Genomic DNA, 16,682 nt, shown 5'->3' on the forward strand with positions numbered 1-16,682 from the left:
CGGAGGCGCGTCGTTAGCGGGGAGGGTGAGCTGATTGCTGGCGGGCCGAGACTATCGCGTCCCGGGGACTAGAGCGTGAAGCCCCGGTCGTTGGGGCCGACCGGCGCCGGCAGCTGGGTCGTGCCCTCGAGGTAGCGGTCGACCTCGGCCGCGACGGAGCGGCCCTCGGCGATCGCCCAGACGATCAGGGACTGGCCGCGCCCGGCGTCGCCGGCCACGAAGACGCCGGGGACGGTCGTCTCGAAGGCGTCGCCGCGCGCGACGTTGCCGCGCTCGGTGAAGGGGACGTCGAGCTGGCGGCCGAGGTGGTCCGCCTCCGGGCCGGTGAAGCCGAGGGCGAGCAGGACCAGGTCGGCCGGGATCTCGCGCTCGGTGCCCGCCTTGGGCACGCGGCGTCCGTCGAGGTACTCGGTCTCGGCCACGCGCACCGCGCGGACCTCGCCGCCCTCGTTCGCGAGGAACTCCACGGTCGACGCGAGGAACATCCGCTCCCCGCCCTCCTCGTGGGCGCTCGAGACCTCGAACACGGTCGGGTCCATCGGCCAGGGCTGGCTGTCCGGGCGCTGCGACGGCGGCTGCTGCCCGATCGCCAGGTTCGTGACCGACGCGGCCTTCTGGCGGTGGGCGGTGCCGATGCAGTCCGCTCCGGTGTCTCCTCCGCCCAGGACGACGACGTGCTTGCCCTCGGCCGAGATCTGCTCGAAGACGCGGTCGCCCGCGATCGCGCGGTTCGACTGCACGAGGTACTCCATGGCGAAGTGCACGCCGTCGAGGTCGCGACCCGGGATCGGCAGGTCGCGCGGTACGAGAGCACCGGTGGCGACCACGACCGCGTCGTAGCGCGCCCGCAGGTCGTCCCAGGTGATGTCGGAGCCGATGTCGACGCCCGCGCGGAACCGGGTGCCCTCGGCCTTCATCTGGTTCAGGCGCAGCTCGAGGTGCTTCTTCTCCATCTTGAAGTCCGGGATCCCGTAGCGCAGGAGGCCGCCGATGCGGTCGTCGCGCTCGTAGACCGCGACGGTGTGCCCGGCGCGGGTGAGCTGCTGAGCGGCGGCGAGCCCCGCCGGGCCGGATCCGACGACCGCGACGGTCTTGCCGGTCAGGCGCTCCGGCGGGTGCGGCTGCACCCAGTCGTTGCCGAAGGCCTGATCGATGATCGAGACCTCGATCTGCTTGATCGTGACGGCGGGCTGATTGATGCCGAGCACGCAGGACGACTCGCACGGCGCCGGGCAGAGCCGGCCCGTGAACTCCGGGAAGTTGTTCGTCGCGTGCAGGCGCTCGATCGCCTGGCGGCCCTCGCCGCGCCACATCAGGTCGTTCCACTCGGGGATCAGGTTCCCCAGCGGGCAGCCCTTGTGGCAGAACGGGATGCCGCAGTCCATGCAGCGGCCCGCCTGCCGGCGCAGCACGGCGGAGTCGCCCTGCTCGTAGACCTCTTTCCAGTCCATCAGGCGGACGGACACGGGACGCCGCTTGGGCAGCTCCCGGTCCTGCACCTTCAGGAACCCCTTGGGATCAGCCACCGGTCACCTCCAGAATCCGTCCCCAGACGACGTCGCCGTCGGGGTCGAGCCCCTCCTCCACAGCGGATGCGCGCGTCGCGAGCACCGCGGCGAAGTCGCGGGGCAGTACCTTGACGAAACGCGAGACCGTTCCGTCGAAATCGTCGAGCATCCCCTGGGCCAGGGTCGACTCGGTCTCCGCGACGTGCCGCTCGAGCAGGTCGCGCAGGATCTCCACGTCGGCGCTGCCGAGCTCGGAGAGGGTCAGCTCGCCGGAGGCGATCGCGTCGCGGTTCACGAGCTCGCGGCGCAGGCCGTGGATGTAGGCCGTGCCGCCCGACATGCCGGCGCCGAGGTTCCGCCCGGTCTCGCCGAGGATCACCGCCAGGCCGCCGGTCATGTACTCGAGCGCGTGGTCGCCCACTCCCTCGACCACCGCGGTGGCGCCGGAGTTGCGGACCAGGAAGCGCTCGCCGACCATCCCGCGGATGAACATCGTGCCCTGGGTCGCCCCGTAGCCGATCACATTGCCCGCGATCACGTTCGTCGAGGCGTCGAAGGTGCTGCGGCGGTCCGGCCGCACCACGATCTGGCCGCCCGAGAGGCCCTTGCCGACGTAGTCGTTGGAGTCGCCCTCGAGCCGCAGCGTGATGCCGGCGGGGAGGAACGCTCCGAGCGACTGCCCGGCCGAGCCGCGGAGCGACACGACGATGGAGTCGGCCGGCAGGCCGTTCTCGCCGAATCGGACGGTGACCTCGTGGCCCAGCATGGTGCCGACGGCGCGCTCGGTGTTCTTGATCTCGCGCTCGATCCGCACGGTGCCGCGGTGGTCGAGCACGTTCGCCGCGAGGCGGATCAGCTCGTTGTCGAAGTGGTGCTCGAGCTCGTGCTCCTGCGCGCGGCCGTGGCGGCGAGGCTCCTCCGCCGTGAAGACCGGTCCGACGAGGATCGGCGTCAGGTCGAGCCCGCTCGCCTTCCAGTGCTCGATCGCCTGGTCGACGTCGAGCAGCTCGCGGTGTCCGACGATCTCGTCGACGCTCCGGAAGCCGAGCTGCGCGAGGTACTCGCGCACCTCCTGGGCGATGAACTCGAAGAAGTTGACGACGAACTCGGGCTTGCCGGAGAACCGCTGGCGCAGCTCCGGGTTCTGCGTCGCGACGCCCACCGGGCAGGTGTCGAGGTGGCAGACGCGCATCATGATGCAGCCCTCGACGATCAGCGGAGCCGTCGCGAAGCCGAACTCCTCGGCTCCGAGCAGCGCGCCGATGACGACGTCGCGACCGGTCTTCATCTGGCCGTCGACCTGCACGACCACGCGGTCGCGCATGCCGTTGAGCATCAGCGTCTGCTGGGTCTCGGCCAGGCCGAGCTCCCAGGGCGTGCCCGCGTGCTTGAGCGAGTTCACCGGGCTCGCGCCGGTGCCGCCGTCGTGACCCGAGACGAGGATCACGTCGGCGAGGGCCTTCGCGGTGCCGGCGGCGACCGCTCCGATGCCCGACTGGCTGACCAGCTTCGCGTGGATGCGCGCCGACGGGTTCGCCCGCTTGAGGTCGAAGATCAGCTGCTTCAGGTCCTCGATCGAGTAGATGTCGTGGTGCGGCGGCGGCGAGATCAGGCCGACGCCGGCGGTCGCGTGCCGGGTGCGCGCGATCCACGGGTACACCTTCGTCGGCGGCAGCTGACCGCCCTCGCCGGGCTTGGCGCCCTGGGCGAGCTTGATCTGGATGTCGTCGGCGTGGGTGAGGTACATGCTCGTGACGCCGAAGCGGCCCGAGGCGACCTGCTTGATCGCGGAGCGGCGCTCCGGGTCGAGCAGCCGCTCGGTGTCCTCGCCGCCCTCGCCCGTGTTCGACTTGGCGCCGAGGCGGTTCATCGCGATGGCGAGCGTCTCGTGCGCCTCCGGCGAGATGGAGCCGTAGCTCATCGCGCCCGTCGAGAAGCGCTTCACGATCGCCTCGACCGGCTCGACCTCGTCGATCGGGATCGGCGTGCGCCCCGCGGTGTCGAGCTTGAACATGCCGCGGAGGGTCATCAGCGAGCTCGCCTGGTCGTCGACCATCTTCGTGTACTCGCGGAAGACGTCGTAGCGGCGGTTGCGCGTCGAGTGCTGCAGGCGGAACACCGTGTCCGGGTTGAACAGGTGCGGGGCGCCGTCGCGGCGCCACTGGTACTCGCCGCCGACCGCCAGGCGCTCATGCGCGACGATCGCGCCGTCCTCGGGGTACGCGGCGCGGTGACGCGCGGCGTTCTCCTCGGCGACGACGTCGATGCCGATGCCGCCGAGCTTCGAGACGGTGCCGGTGAAGTACTGGTCGACGAACGCCTGGCTGAGGCCGACGGCCTCGAAGGTCTGCGCCCCGGCGTAGCTCGACACGGTGGAGATGCCCATCTTGGACATGATCTTCAGCACGCCCTTGCCGAGCGCCTTGATCACGTTCTTCACGGCCTTCTCCGGCGAGACGTCCGACAGCATGCCGCTGCGGACGAGGTCCTCGCAGGTCTCCATCGCCAGGTACGGGTTGACCGCGGAGGCGCCGTAGCCGATGAGCGTCGCCACGTGGTGCACCTCGCGGACGTCGCCCGCCTCGACCACGAGCCCCACTCGCATCCGGTTCTCGGTGCGGATGAGGTGGTGGTGCACGGCGGCGAGCATCAGCAGCGAGGGGATCGGCGCGAGGTCCTTGGTGGAGTCGCGGTCCGAGAGCACCAGGAACTGCGCTCCCGCGGCGATGGCCTCGTCGGCCTCGTCGCACATCTCGTCGATGCGGTCCTGCATCGCGCGGGGTCCCGCGTCGACGCGGTACAGGCCGCGGATCGTCGTGGTGATGTGGCTCAGCGGGCGCGGCGCGATGTGCTGGATCTTCGCGAGCTCGTCGTTGTCGATGACCGGGAAGTCGAGGACGACCTGGCGCGCGTGCTCGGCACCGGCGGTCAGCAGGTTGCGCTCGGGGCCGAGGCCTAGGCGGAGCGAGGTCACGACCTCCTCGCGGATCGAGTCCAGCGGCGGGTTCGTCACCTGCGCGAAGGCCTGCGTGAAGTAGTCGAAGAGCAGGCGGGGGCGCTTGGACAGGACGGCCACGGGGGTGTCCGAGCCCATCGCTCCGAGCGGCTCCGCACCGGCGCGCGCCATCGGCAGCAGGAGGAGGCGGACCTCCTCCTCGGTGTAGCCGAAGGTGCGCTGGCGGCGGTTGACCGAGGCGGGCGTGTGCACGATGTGCTCGCGCTCGGGGAGGTCCTTGAGGTTGATGCGGCCCTTCTCGAGCCACTCCTCGAACGGACCGGAGGCGGCGAGCTGCCCCTTGATCTCCTCGTCCTCGACGATGCGGCCCTGCTCGGTGTCGACCAGGAACATGCGGCCGGGCTGCAGGCGTCCCTTGCGGACCACCTTCGCGGGGTCGATGTCGAGCACGCCGATCTCGCTGGCGAGCACCACGAGCCCGTCGTCGGTCACGACGTAGCGGCCGGGGCGGAGCCCGTTGCGGTCGAGGGTGGCGCCGACGAGCTCGCCGTCGGTGAAGACGATCGCGGCCGGGCCGTCCCACGGCTCCATGAGCATCGAGTGGTACTCGTAGAACGCGCGGCGCTTCGGGTCGAGCGCGCCGTCCTGGTTCTCCCAGGCCTCCGGCACCATCATCATGACCGCGTGCGGGAGCGACCGGCCGGCCAGGTTGAGCAGCTCGACGGTCTCGTCGAACGAGGCGGAGTCGCTGCGGCCGGGCGAGACGATCGGGAACAGCGGGGCCAGGTCGCCCAGCTCGCGGCTCTTCAGCTGCGACTGGCGCGCGCGCATCCAGTTGCGGTTGCCCTGCACCGTGTTGATCTCGCCGTTGTGCGCGATCATCCGGAACGGCTGAGCGAGCGGCCACGACGGGAAGGTGTTGGTGGAGTACCGGGAGTGCACCAGCGCGAGCTTCGACGCGAAGCGCTCGTCGGACAGGTCCGGGTAGAACGGCTCCAGCTGGAGCGTCGTCACCATGCCCTTGTAGACGAGCGTGCGGCTCGAGAGCGACATGAAGTAGACCTCGAGCTCGCGCTCGACGCGCTTGCGCAGGCGGAAGGTCAGGCGGTCGAGGCGCACGGAGGAGAGGGGCGTGCCGCTCTCGTCGTTCAGCTCGCTCCGGATGAACAGCTGCTCGATCGCCGGCATGGCGGCCCGGGCGAGCGTGCCGATCTCGTCGGGCTGCACGGGCACGGAGCGCCAGCCGACCACGGCGAGGTTCTCCTCGCGGGCGATGTCGGCGATCGTCGACTTGACCCGCTCGCGCTCGAACACGTCCACCGGGAGGAAGGCGTTGCCCACCGCGTACTGGCCCAGCGGCGGGAGCTCGAAGGGAGCGACCGCGCGGAGGAACTCGTCCGGGATCTGCGTGATGATCCCCGCGCCGTCGCCCGTCCCCGCGTCGGAGCCGACGGCGCCGCGGTGCTCGAGGTTGCGCAGCGCGTTCAGCGCGGCGTCGATGATGTCGTGGCCGGCGGTGCCGCGCATGGTGGCGACCATCGCGAGACCGCACGCGTCCTTCTCGGCGGCCGGGTCGTACATCCCCTGTGCCGGCGGCATGCCCAGGAAGGGCACGGCGCGGGCCGGGGTCGAGGGCTGGGCGGAGGCCATGGGAACCGTCCTCACGGGGGTGATGGCTGATCGGGACGTCGCTGGCCCGCGGTGGTGGAGGAGGAGCGGCTCCCCGATCGGGAGGGCCGCAGGGTTCTGCCGTGGCGCGAGCGTCGCGCGCCGCCGGCGGTGCCTGCACGACGACCCGCCCGCGGCAGCGCTCGTGGCTGCGCCGCGATGGGGCGGTCGTGGAGGTGTCGGGCACCCGGGAGGCGGTCGCGGAGGCTCCGCGACCTCCGTCAGGTGCGGGAGACCGTCGGCTTCTCGGCGTCGGTGCCGGAAGCAGGGGTGGTGGTGTCGTCGGAGTCGGACTCGACGTCCTCGAATTCTACCGCAGCCGGGGCGGGCGTCCACTCGCGACCCGGCCGGTAGGCCGAGGGCTCGGCGCCCGGGTGCTCGCGCTTCTGGATCACCACGAGGACCAGGCCGATGACCACGGCGATGAGCGCGGCCCAGACGTTGGTGCGGATGCCCCAGAAGAACTCGCTCGGGTCGATCCGGATGGACTCGAACCAGACGCGGCCGATCCCGTACCAGATCAGGTAGGCGGCGAAGACGGTGCCCCACTGCAGCTTGAGACGGCGCTCGAGCAGGAGGATGACCGCGATGCCGACGACGTTCCAGAGGATCTCGTAGAGGAAGGTCGGGTGGAAGAGCGTGCCCGCCGGGAGGCCGACGGGGAAGGCCGGGTTGGTGGTCTCGATCTCGAGGCCCCAGGGCAGGGTCGTGGGCAGGCCGAAGAGCTCGTGGTTGAACCAGTTGCCCAGGCGCCCGAGCGCCTGAGCGGCGAGCATGCCGGGGGCGAGGGCGTCGGCGAAGGTCCAGAAGCGCACTCCTGTCCAGCGGCAGCCGATGAACGCGCCGACCGCGCCTCCGATGAGCCCGCCGAAGATGGCGTTGCCGCCGTTCCAGATGCGGACGACCTCCCACGGGTCGGCGCCGTCGTAGAAGTAGTCGCCGGGGTGGGTGAGCACGTGGTAGGCGCGGGCGCCGACGATGCCGAGCGGCACCGCCCAGATGATGATGTCGAGCACGACCCACGGCTCCGCGCCGCGGCGCTTGAGGCGCTGGTTCGTCATGATCGTCGCCACGATAATCCCCGCGAGGATGCAGAGCGCGTAGGTGTGGATCGCGAGCGTGAAGGTGCCGATCGTGAGGTCGTACTGACTCCACGCGTCGGGGGGGCTCGGAATGCTCAGCGGTACGGACACCGGTACTCGACCTTTCGAAGGAGGGGGTCCCCCGGGCGCGGCTCGGCCGCGCCCCGGTGGGCATCCCGATTGTAGCGGGAGGGTGTCAGCGCGCGGAGCGCAGGCGGGTGCCCTCGGCGAGGCCGCGGGAGGTCTCGGCGACCGCGTCGACCCCTCCGGACGCCAGCGCCCGCACCAGGGCGGATCCGACGATGGCGCCGTCCGCGTAGGCGAGGATCTCGGCGACCTGCTCGCCGGTCGAGATGCCCAGGCCGACGCACGCGCTCTCGGAGCCGGCGGCGCGGAGGCGGTCGACCAGGGTGCGGGCCGCGGAGTCGACATCGGTGCGCGCGCCGGTGATGCCCATCGTCGACACCGCGTAGACGAATCCACGGCTCGAGTCGACGGCCTGGCGCAGGCGCGTGTCCGTCGAGGACGGTGCCGCGAGGAACACGCGGTCGAGTCCGAGCCGCTCGGAGACGGCGAGCCACTCAGCGCCCTCGTCCGGGATCAGGTCGGGCGTGATGAGGCCGGACCCGCCGGCCTCGGCCAGATCGGTGGCGAAGCGCTCGACCCCGTACTGCAGGACGGGGTTGTAGTAGGTCATCACCAGGACCGGCACGTCGACGCGCGCCCGGATCTCGCGGACGGCCTCGAAGCCGTGGCGGAGGCGGAAGCCCCCCGCGATGGCGGCCTGGGTCGCCTCCTGGATGACGGGTCCGTCCATCACCGGATCGGAGTAGGGCAGGCCCAGCTCGATCGCGTCGACGCCGTTCTCGGCCATGGCCACGGCGGCGTCGATGCTGGTCGGCAGGTCGGGGAAGCCGACGGGGAGGTAGCCGATCAGGGCGCCCGCCGCCTCCTCGTTCCGGCGCCGGACGGTCTCGGCGACGCTCGGTCCGCGGCCGCTCACGACTGCACCGCGCCCTGGTCCATGAGGCCGAAGTAGTGCGCAGCGGTCGTCATGTCCTTGTCGCCGCGGCCCGAGAGGTTGACCAGGATGGTGGCCTCGGAGCCGAGCTCGCGCCCGAGCTCCAGCGTGCCGGCCAGCGCGTGCGCGGACTCGATCGCCGGGATGATCCCCTCGGTGCGGCTGAGCAGCATGAGCGCGTCCATCGCGGCCGAGTCGGTGACCGCGCGGTAGTCGGCGCGGCCGATGCTCGAGAGCCACGCGTGCTCCGGGCCGATGCCCGGGTAGTCGAGGCCGGCCGAGATCGAGTGCGACTCGACGGTCTGGCCGTCCTCGTCCTGGAGGAGGAAGCTGCGGGCGCCGTGCAGGACGCCGGGGCGGCCCTTGCTGATGGTCGCCGCGTGGCGGGGGGTCTCGATCCCGTCGCCGCCGGCCTCGAAGCCGACGAGGCGGACCTCGGGGTCGTCGAGGAAGGCGTGGAAGATCCCCATCGCGTTGGAGCCGCCGCCGACGCAGGCGGTGACCGCGGTGGGCAGCGAGCCGGTGAGCTCGAGGACCTGCTCGCGCGCCTCCTCGCCGATGATCTTCTGGAAGTCCCGGACGAGGGCCGGGAACGGGTGCGGGCCCGCGACGGTGCCGAAGATGTAGTTCGTGGTGCCCACGTTCGTCACCCAGTCGCGCATCGCGTCGTTGATCGCGTCCTTGAGGGTGCGCGAGCCGGTCGTCACAGGGATCACCTCGGCGCCGAGCAGGCGCATGCGGGCGACGTTGAGGGCCTGGCGCTCGGTGTCGACCTCGCCCATGTAGACCACGCAGTCGAGGCCGAACAGGGCGGCGGCCGTGGCGGTCGCGACGCCGTGCTGGCCCGCTCCCGTCTCGGCGATGACGCGGGTCTTGCCGATCCGCTTGGTGAGCAGCGCCTGGCCCAGCACGTTGTTGATCTTGTGCGAGCCGGTGTGGTTGAGGTCCTCGCGCTTGAGGATGATCCGTGCTCCGCCGGCGTGCTCGGCGAACCGCGGCACCTCGGTGATGATCGACGGACGGCCGGTGTAGCTGCGGTGCAGCTCCATCAGCTCGGCCGCGAACGCGGGATCGACCTTCGTGCGCTCGTACTCGGCGCTCAGCTCGTCGAGGGCCTCGACGAGGGACTCGGGGACGTAGCGTCCGCCGAACTCGCCGAAGTAGGGGCCGAGTTCATCCCGGAGTGCCATGGGGGTACCGCCTATCGGTGTGGTCAGTGCGCCAGGAAGCCGGCGAGGGTGGAGACGGGGTCGCCGCCGGTGACGAGAGCCTCGCCCACGAGGACGACGTCGGCTCCGGAGCCGCGGTAGTGCGCGACGTCGTCGGCGGTGAGGACGGCCGATTCGGCCACCTTCACCGCGTCGTCGGGGAAGCGCTCGGAGAGGCGGCCGAAGAGGTCGCGGTCGAGCTGGAAGGTGGAGAGGTCGCGGGCGTTCACGCCGATGAGCCGCGCGCCGAGGTCGGCGGCCCGCTCGAGCTCGTCGGCCGAGTGCGTCTCGACGAGCGGGGTCATCCCCAGCTCGAGGACGAGGGCGTGCAGCTCGGCGAGCAGGGGCTGCTCGAGCGCGGCGACGATGAGGAGGACCAGGTCGGCTCCGGCCGCGCGGGCCTCGAGGACCTGGTACGGCTCGGCGACGAAGTCCTTGCGCAGGACGGGGATCGACACGCGCTCGCGGACCGCCTCGAGGTCCGCGAGGGACCCCTTGAAGCGGCGCTCCTCGGTGAGGACGCTGATCGCGCTCGCTCCCCCGAGCTCGTACTGCCCGGCCAGCTCGGCGGGGACGGGGATGTCGGCGAGGGCTCCGCGCGACGGGCTGGCGCGCTTCACCTCGGCGATGATCCTGACGCGCTCGGCGGGGGCCAGAGCGGCCAGGGCGTCGAGGGCGGGCGCCTGGGCGAGCGCGCGGCGCTCGACGGCTTCGAGCGGGGCGCTCTCGCGGCGCCGGGCCGCGTCGGCCAGGGCTCCGGCGGTGAGGTCGGCGAGCACCTAGGCGCGCGCCTTCGGGTTCGCCTTCGCGCCGTTGACGCCGTAGCCCGCCTTGGCCATGCCCATGCCCACGAGCAGACCCACCACGACCAGGCCGGCCGAGAGCCAGACCACCAGGGGCACGTCGAACCAGAACGCGATCGTGCCGATCGTGAATCCGACCAGCATGATGACGACGGCCGTCCACGCTGCGGGCGAGTGGCCGTGGTTGTCGTCGTCGTGCTCGGTGCTCATGGGTCTCCTCCTGGGGGTGCATCGGGACCAGAGCAGTCTAGCGTGAGGCGCCTGAGCGCCCGGCCCCGGACTCGCCTGCGCAGTCGCCTGCAGGAGGCGGGGATGCCGGACCGCCGGACACGTCCCCGGCCGGTGTCAGCGGCCCGAGGTGGGGTCGTCGCCGCGCGAGAGCTCGTCCCACGAGACGACCGGATCGATGTCGCCGTCGTCCGTCTGCACGGTCGACGCGCCGTGGCCGTAGCCGTCGGCGGGCTCGAAGCGGGACGCGCGCTTCCGCGCCGCTCCCGGCCAGCGGCGCGAGGTCGCGAGGACGCCGATCCCGAGCAGCGCGGTGAGCACGCCGCAGACCAGGGCGACGACGGGCCAGGCCGTCGCGGAGGACGAGGCCACGAGCGCGGCGACGGACTGCTCCCCCGCGATGGCGGTCGCCTCCGTGACCAGCGAGGCGCCGGCGCGCACGGGGTCGCCCAGTGCCGTCGCGGCCGCGAGCACCACCGAGGCGCCGAGGACGGCCTGGAGCACACCGAGCACGATCCGGAAGACGGGGCCGGCGATGGCGAGGGCCGCGGCGAGGGCGAGGCCCGCGAGCGCCAGGGCGGAGAGCGCGGGCGCGGCGACGGTCCCGGCCACGTCGATCCGCTGGCCCTCCCCCTCGATCGCCGCCAGGTTCAGCGTGGACCAGGTCTGGGTGGAGGAGGTCAGCTCGAGCGCGGCGAGGAGCACGACCCCGAGGATCGCCGTGTACTTCAGCCGCCGTCCGCTCATGCTCACTCCACCGGGCCGAGGCCGGTGAACGGCACGAGGGGGTCGACGTCGAAGCAGGCGTGCTCGCCCGTGTGGCAGGCGGCGCCGATCTGCTCGACCTGGACCAGCAGGGTGTCGGCGTCGCAGTCGAGGGCGGCACCCCGCACGTACTGCGCGTGACCGGACGTGTCGCCCTTGCGCCAGTACTCCTGACGCGAGCGCGACCAGAAGGTGACGCGGCCCTCGGTGAGGGTCCGCCGGAGAGCCTCGCGGTCCATCCAGCCCATCATGAGCACCTCGCGGGTGTCGTGCTGCTGGATGATCGCGGGCAGGAGCCCGGTCGGATCGAAGGCGGCGCGGTCCAGGACGGCGTCGAGCTCGGCGGGGGTCATCGGATCTCGATCCCGGAGGCCGCGAGCGAGCGCTTGACGTCGCCGATCGTCAGCTCGCGATTGTGGAAGACGGAGGCGGCGAGCACGGCGTCGGCCCCCGCGTCGACGGCCGGAGCGAAGTGCTCGACGGCGCCGGCGCCTCCAGAGGCGATGACGGGCACGGAGCTCAGCTCGCGCATCGCGGCGATCAGCTCGAGGTCGAAGCCCTGCTTGGTGCCGTCGGCGTCGATGGAGTTGACCAGCAGCTCCCCGGCGCCGCGCTCGACGGCCTCGGCCGCCCAGGCCAGGGCGTCGAGCTCGGTCTCGCGGCGTCCGCCGTGAGTGGTGACGACGAAGCCGGACGGCGTGGCGTCGCTCCGCTTGACGTCGAGCGAGAGCACGAGCACCTGCGCGCCGAAGACGTCGGCGATCTCGCCGAGGAGCTCGGGCCGGGCGATCGCGGCGGAGTTGACGCCCACCTTGTCGGCGCCGTGCGCGAGCAGTCGCGAGACGTCCTCGGCGCTGCGCACGCCTCCGCCGACCGTGAGCGGGATGAAGACCTGCTCGGCGGTCGCCCGCACCACGTCGTAGGTGGTCGAGCGGTCGTCGACCGTGGCGGTGACGTCGAGGAAGGTCAGCTCGTCGGCGCCCTGCTCGAAGTAGAGGCGGGCGAGCTCGACGGGGTCGCCCGCATCGCGCAGGTTCTGGAAGTTGACGCCCTTCACGACGCGGCCGGCGGCGACGTCGAGGCAGGGGATGACGCGGACGGCGAGACTCATCGGCTCCCCCTCTACAGGCGCGCGGCGTGGATGGAGGTGACCAGGATCGCGCGGGCGCCCAGGTCGTACAGGCGGTCCATCACCTGGTTCATGTCCGAGCGCGGCACCATCACGCGGACGGCCACCCACTCGGCGTCGTGCAGCGGCGAGACCGTCGGCGACTCGAAGCCCGGGGCGATCGCCGTGGCGCTCTCCAGGAGCGCGACGGGGCAGTCGTAGTCGAGCAGCACGTACTCGCGGGCGACCAGCACGCCCTGCAGGCGGCGCAGCAGCACCGGGATGCCCTCGGGCTCCCCCGCGGCGGAGACCAGGACGGCGGTCGAGTCCAGGATGACCGGCCCGAAGATCTCGAGGCCGGCCTTGCGGAGCGTGGTGCCGGTCTCGACGACATCGGCGATGACGTCGGCGACGCCGAGCTGGATCGCGGACTCGACCGCGCCGTCGAGGCGGATCAGCGTCACCTCGACGCCGTGCTCCCGGAGGAAGCGGCCCACGAGGCCCGGGTAGCTGGTCGCCACGCGGAGGCCGTCGATCTGCGCGAGCTCGTCGTAGCGGCCGGCGGGCCCGGCGAAGCGGAAGGTGGAGTTCGCGAAGCCGAGGCTCGCGATCTCGCGCGCCTCGGAGCCGGAGTCGATCAGGAGGTCGCGGCCGGTGACCCCGACGTCGAGAGCGCCGGAGCCGACGTAGGTGGCGATGTCGCGCGGGCGCAGGTAGAAGAACTCCACCCCGTTGCGCTCGTCGACGACGTGCAGCTCCTTCGGGTCGCGGCGGCCGGTGTAGCCGGCCTCCGCGAGCATCTGACCGGCGGTCTCCGAGAGGGAGCCCTTGTTGGGGACGGCGACGCGCAGGAGCGCCGGGGCGGGGGTGGTGGTCACGGGACGTCCTTCATGACTCGACGGCTGTTCAGGGGGCGGCAATGCTCCTCGGGGAGCGTGCGGGCGCGACGGCGCGGAGCGGAGGCGCACCCCGGCGAGCGGGGCGGGGCTCACAGATGCCGGTAGACGTCGGCCGTCGTCAGTCCCTTGGCGAGCATGAGCACCTGCAGGTGGTAGAGCAGCTGCGAGATCTCCTCGGCGGTGCGCTCGTCGCCCTCGTACTCGGCGGCCATCCACACCTCGGCGGCCTCCTCGACGATCTTCTTGCCGATGAAGTGCACGCCGGCGTCGAGCTCGCGGACGGTGCCCGAACCCTCGGGACGGGCGGCGGCCTTCTCGCCCAGCTCAGCGAAGAGGTCGTCGAAAGTTTTCACCGGGGAAGTCTATACGGCGGCCGGGCGCGGGCCGCCTCAGTGCCGGTGCAGGTGAGCGGTCGCCGTCTCGCGCAGCGACGCGATCGCGGCCTCCGGGTCGTCCGCGCCGAAGACCGCGGAGCCCGCGACGAAGGTGTCGGCTCCCGCCTCCGCTGCGATCTCGATCGTGCCGGGAGCGATCCCGCCGTCGACCTGGAGCCAGACGTCGAGCCCGGTGCGGTCCACCACGTTCCGGAGGGTGCGCAGCTTGGGCATCGTCTCCTCCATGAATGACTGGCCCCCGAAGCCGGGCTCGACCGTCATCACGAGGACCTGGTCGAACTCGGGCAGGAGGTCGAGGTAGTCGTCCACCATCGTGCCCGGCTTGAGCGCGATCCCCGCCCGCGAGCCGATCTCGCGCAGGCGCCGCGCCAGGGCCACGGCGTCGCGCGCGGCCTCGGCGTGGAAGGTCACGGAGAAGGCGCCGGTCTCGGCGTAGTCGGGGGCCCACCGGTCGGGGTCGTCGATCATCAGGTGCAGGTCGAGCGGGCGGGGCGAGACGTCCTGGAGGCGCTGGACCATGGTCAGCCCGAAGGTGAGGTTCGGCACGAAGTGGTTGTCCATCACGTCGACGTGCACGAGGTCGGCTCCGGCGATGCGCTGCAGCTCGGCCTCGAAGTTCACGAAGTCGGCGGAGAGGATGCTGGGGTTGATCCGTGCGGGCATGCGTCCAGCCTAGATCGGAGCGTCCTCGGCGTCCGCCGGCCGAGCACGCTCCCGCTCCGGAGGGGTCAGGCGTCTCCGGACGCCGCCTCGAGGGGCCGGCGGCGGCGGAGGAGCTGGACGAACATGGCGTCGGTGCCGTGCCGGTGCGGCCAGAGCTGCACGTGGAGGGGGCCGTCCGGCAGCGGGAGCGGGTCCGCCGTCACCGCGCGCAGCACGGCCGGCGTGTCGACGAGCTCGAGCTCGTGCCGCTCCTGCGCGAGGGCGAGCACGCGCCGGGTCTCGCCGAGGTGCGGCGAGCAGGTCACGTACGCCAGCAGCCCGTCGGGAGCGAGAGCCCGGACCGCGGAGTCGAGCAGCTCGCCCTGGAGGGCGGCCAGCGGCTCCACGTCGGCCGCGGACTTGCGCCAGCGCGCCTCGGGCCGACGCCGCAGCGCACCGAGACCGGTGCACGGCGCGTCGAGGAGGATGCGGTCGAACGAGCCCGGCTGCTCGTCGCCCAGGTCGCGCCCGTCGCCGGTGCGCACCTCGACCGACGGGTCGACGGCGGCCAGCGCCTGCCGCACCAGGCCCGCGCGGCCCGGGACCACCTCGTTGGCGAGCAGCGCCGCCCCGCCTGCGCGCGCCTCCGCCGCGAGCAGCGCCGCCTTGCCGCCGGGTCCCGCGCACAGGTCGAGCCAGCGCTCGCCCGGGCGGACCGGCCGTGCTCGGGAGAGCGCCAGAGCGGCGAGCTGGGAGCCCTCGTCCTGCACGCGCACGCGGCCCTCGTGCACCGCGGGGAACGCCTCCGGGTCGCCGCCGGTGCTGGTCATGCCGACCGGCGAGAACCGGTCGGGTTCGGCGTCGGCGATCTCGCCGGGAGACGCCAGACCCGGCAGAGCCACCAGGTTCACCCGCGGAGCCGCGTTGTCGGCGGCGAGCAGCGCGTCGAGCTCGTCGGCCGCCCCCTCCGCCGCCAGCGCCCGTCGCAGGGCGCGCACGATCCACACGGGGTGGGAGCTCAGCGCGGCGATCCGGTCGTCCCCGGAGACCGCGGCCGCGGAGACCCGCTCGCGCCACTCGCCGGCGCTCGAGCGCGAGACCGCGCGCAGCACGGCGTTGGCGAAGGCCACCGCTCCCCGCGAGGAGCCGGCCGCGACGAGCGCGACGCTCTCGTTCACCGCGGCGTGCGGGGCCACGCGGGTCGCGAGCAGCTGGTGCACGCCCAGGCGCAGCGCGTCGAGCACGGGCGCATCGATGCTCTCGACGGACCGGCCGGCCGCGAGGGCGATCACGCGGTCGTAGTAGCCGGACATCCGCAGAGTGCCGTAGCAGAGCTCGGTGGCCAGTCCCGCGTCGGCGGGCGAGAGGCCGGCGGCGCTGATCCGCGCGGGCAGGACCAGGTTGGCGTAGGCGTCCGACCCGCTCACCGCGAGCAGGACGTCGTAGGCGACCCGGCGGGCGGGAGCGGCCTCGCGACGGGCGCTCATGCGAGCACCGTGCTCTCGCGCAGGCCGCGGGCCCAGGCGGCGCCGGCCATCGGGGTCCTGCCGGCGGGCTGGACGGTGACCAGCTCGACCGCTCCGTCCGCGGTGCCGACGAGGGCGCGCCCCGAGTCGAGGCGGACGACGCCGGGAGCGAGGTCCCCCTCGGCCGCGCGGACCGCGAGCACCTTGAGGCGCGCGTCCCCCACCGCGGTCGAGGCTCCGGGCTCGGGAGTCGTTCCGCGCACGAGCGCGAGGACCCGCGCGGTCGGGAGGCTCCAGTCGATCCGGCCGTCGGCGGCGTCGAGCTTGGGAGCGGGGGTCGCCTCTCCGGCCTGCGGAGTCGCGACGGCCGTGCCCTCCTCCAGCGCGTCGACCACGCCGAGGGTGAGGCCGGCGCCGCTCCCGGCCAGCTCCGTCAGCAGCTCGCCCGCGGTGCGCTCCCCCGCGTCGACGGCGAGCTCGGCGTACACGTCACCGGCGTCGAGCTCGGCGACCAGCTGGAAGACGCTCGCGCCGATCCGCGTGTCGCCCGCCATCAGCGCCCGCTGGACGGGAGCCGCCCCGCGCCAGCGCGGCAGCAGGGAGAAGTGCAGGTTGATCCAGCCCAGGCGCGGCACCGCCAGCAGGCGCTGCCGGACGAGGCCGCCGTAGGCCACGATCACGCCGAGGTCGGGGGCGAGCTCCGCGATCCGGTCGGTCACGTCCTCGTCGAGGCGGTTCGCCCGGATCACCGGGATCCCCAGCTCCTCGGCCGCGACGGCGACCGGCGAGGGGGTGAGCACGCGCTTGCGGCCCACCGGGGCGTCCTCCCGGGTGACCACGGCGACGACCTCGTGCGCGGAGGCGGCGAGGTCGCGGAGGGTCGGAACGGCGGCGGCGGGCGTGCCGGCGAAGACGAGGCGCACGGGGGTCTCC

At 72.7% G+C, this 16,682-nt stretch carries 15 protein-coding genes; all 15 read right to left on the reverse strand.

Going from position 1 to position 16,682, the window contains the following annotated elements:
- Positions 1 to 68: 68 nt before the first annotated feature.
- The 15 genes from C5C69_RS09715 to C5C69_RS09785 all read right to left on the reverse strand — a co-directional run bounded on the left by C5C69_RS09715 (position 69) and on the right by C5C69_RS09785 (position 16,672).
- Positions 69 to 1,526: a glutamate synthase subunit beta gene (locus C5C69_RS09715; RefSeq protein ID WP_104246790.1), complete on the reverse strand. Its 1,458-nt coding sequence runs from the start codon at positions 1,524 to 1,526 to the stop codon at positions 69 to 71.
- Positions 1,519 to 6,114: a glutamate synthase large subunit gene (gltB, locus tag C5C69_RS09720; RefSeq protein WP_104257833.1), complete on the reverse strand. Its 4,596-nt coding sequence runs from the start codon at positions 6,112 to 6,114 to the stop codon at positions 1,519 to 1,521. Before gltB ends, C5C69_RS09715 begins: the two co-directional genes overlap by 8 nt.
- Before the next feature lie 239 nt (positions 6,115 to 6,353).
- The gene (lgt, locus tag C5C69_RS09725; RefSeq protein WP_258059820.1) at positions 6,354 to 7,325 is read right to left on the reverse strand and encodes a prolipoprotein diacylglyceryl transferase; all 972 of its coding nucleotides are present in this window, start codon (positions 7,323 to 7,325) and stop codon (positions 6,354 to 6,356) included.
- Between the two features lie 85 nt (positions 7,326 to 7,410).
- A complete protein-coding gene (trpA, locus tag C5C69_RS09730) occupies positions 7,411 to 8,217 on the reverse strand; it encodes a tryptophan synthase subunit alpha (protein ID WP_104232657.1) in 807 nt (268 codons plus the stop codon).
- Entirely contained in the window at positions 8,214 to 9,425 is a 1,212-nt protein-coding gene (gene trpB / locus C5C69_RS09735) for a tryptophan synthase subunit beta (RefSeq protein ID WP_104257834.1), read from the reverse strand. Before trpB ends, trpA begins: the two co-directional genes overlap by 4 nt.
- A 23-nt stretch (positions 9,426 to 9,448) precedes the next feature.
- Complete coding sequence (gene trpC / locus C5C69_RS09740; RefSeq protein WP_104221862.1) at positions 9,449 to 10,222, reverse strand: indole-3-glycerol phosphate synthase TrpC; 774 nt, start codon at positions 10,220 to 10,222, stop codon at positions 9,449 to 9,451.
- Entirely contained in the window at positions 10,223 to 10,456 is a 234-nt protein-coding gene (locus tag C5C69_RS09745) for a DUF6704 family protein (RefSeq protein ID WP_104221860.1), read from the reverse strand.
- A 135-nt stretch (positions 10,457 to 10,591) separates the two neighbouring features.
- Positions 10,592 to 11,221: a Trp biosynthesis-associated membrane protein gene (locus tag C5C69_RS09750; RefSeq protein WP_104257835.1), complete on the reverse strand. Its 630-nt coding sequence runs from the start codon at positions 11,219 to 11,221 to the stop codon at positions 10,592 to 10,594.
- 2 nt (positions 11,222 to 11,223) lie between these two features.
- Positions 11,224 to 11,592 (reverse strand): phosphoribosyl-AMP cyclohydrolase, encoded by a 369-nt coding sequence (hisI, locus tag C5C69_RS09755; RefSeq protein WP_104237502.1) that lies wholly within the window; start codon positions 11,590 to 11,592, stop codon positions 11,224 to 11,226.
- Complete coding sequence (gene hisF, locus C5C69_RS09760; protein WP_104225312.1) at positions 11,589 to 12,350, reverse strand: imidazole glycerol phosphate synthase subunit HisF; 762 nt, start codon at positions 12,348 to 12,350, stop codon at positions 11,589 to 11,591. The genes hisI and hisF overlap by 4 nt, the downstream gene beginning before the upstream one ends.
- Positions 12,351 to 12,361: 11 nt before the next feature.
- Entirely contained in the window at positions 12,362 to 13,225 is an 864-nt protein-coding gene (gene hisG, locus C5C69_RS09765; RefSeq protein WP_104221851.1) for an ATP phosphoribosyltransferase, read from the reverse strand.
- 110 nt (positions 13,226 to 13,335) lie between these two features.
- Positions 13,336 to 13,599 carry a phosphoribosyl-ATP diphosphatase gene (locus C5C69_RS09770; RefSeq protein WP_055791842.1) on the reverse strand — a complete coding sequence of 88 codons (264 nt, stop codon included), beginning with the start codon at positions 13,597 to 13,599 and terminating at the stop codon, positions 13,336 to 13,338.
- A gap of 36 nt (positions 13,600 to 13,635) precedes the next feature.
- Entirely contained in the window at positions 13,636 to 14,304 is a 669-nt protein-coding gene (gene rpe / locus C5C69_RS09775) for a ribulose-phosphate 3-epimerase (RefSeq protein ID WP_104257836.1), read from the reverse strand.
- Between the two features lie 65 nt (positions 14,305 to 14,369).
- Positions 14,370 to 15,770 carry an RsmB/NOP family class I SAM-dependent RNA methyltransferase gene (locus C5C69_RS09780; protein ID WP_104257837.1) on the reverse strand — a complete coding sequence of 467 codons (1,401 nt, stop codon included), beginning with the start codon at positions 15,768 to 15,770 and terminating at the stop codon, positions 14,370 to 14,372.
- On the reverse strand, positions 15,767 to 16,672 hold the full coding sequence (locus C5C69_RS09785; protein ID WP_104257838.1) for a methionyl-tRNA formyltransferase: 906 nt from the start codon (positions 16,670 to 16,672) through the stop codon (positions 15,767 to 15,769). The genes C5C69_RS09780 and C5C69_RS09785 overlap by 4 nt, the downstream gene beginning before the upstream one ends.
- Positions 16,673 to 16,682 lie beyond the last annotated feature (10 nt).

Source organism: Rathayibacter sp. AY1C7 (assembly GCF_002931865.1).
Taxonomy (GTDB): domain Bacteria; phylum Actinomycetota; class Actinomycetes; order Actinomycetales; family Microbacteriaceae; genus Rathayibacter.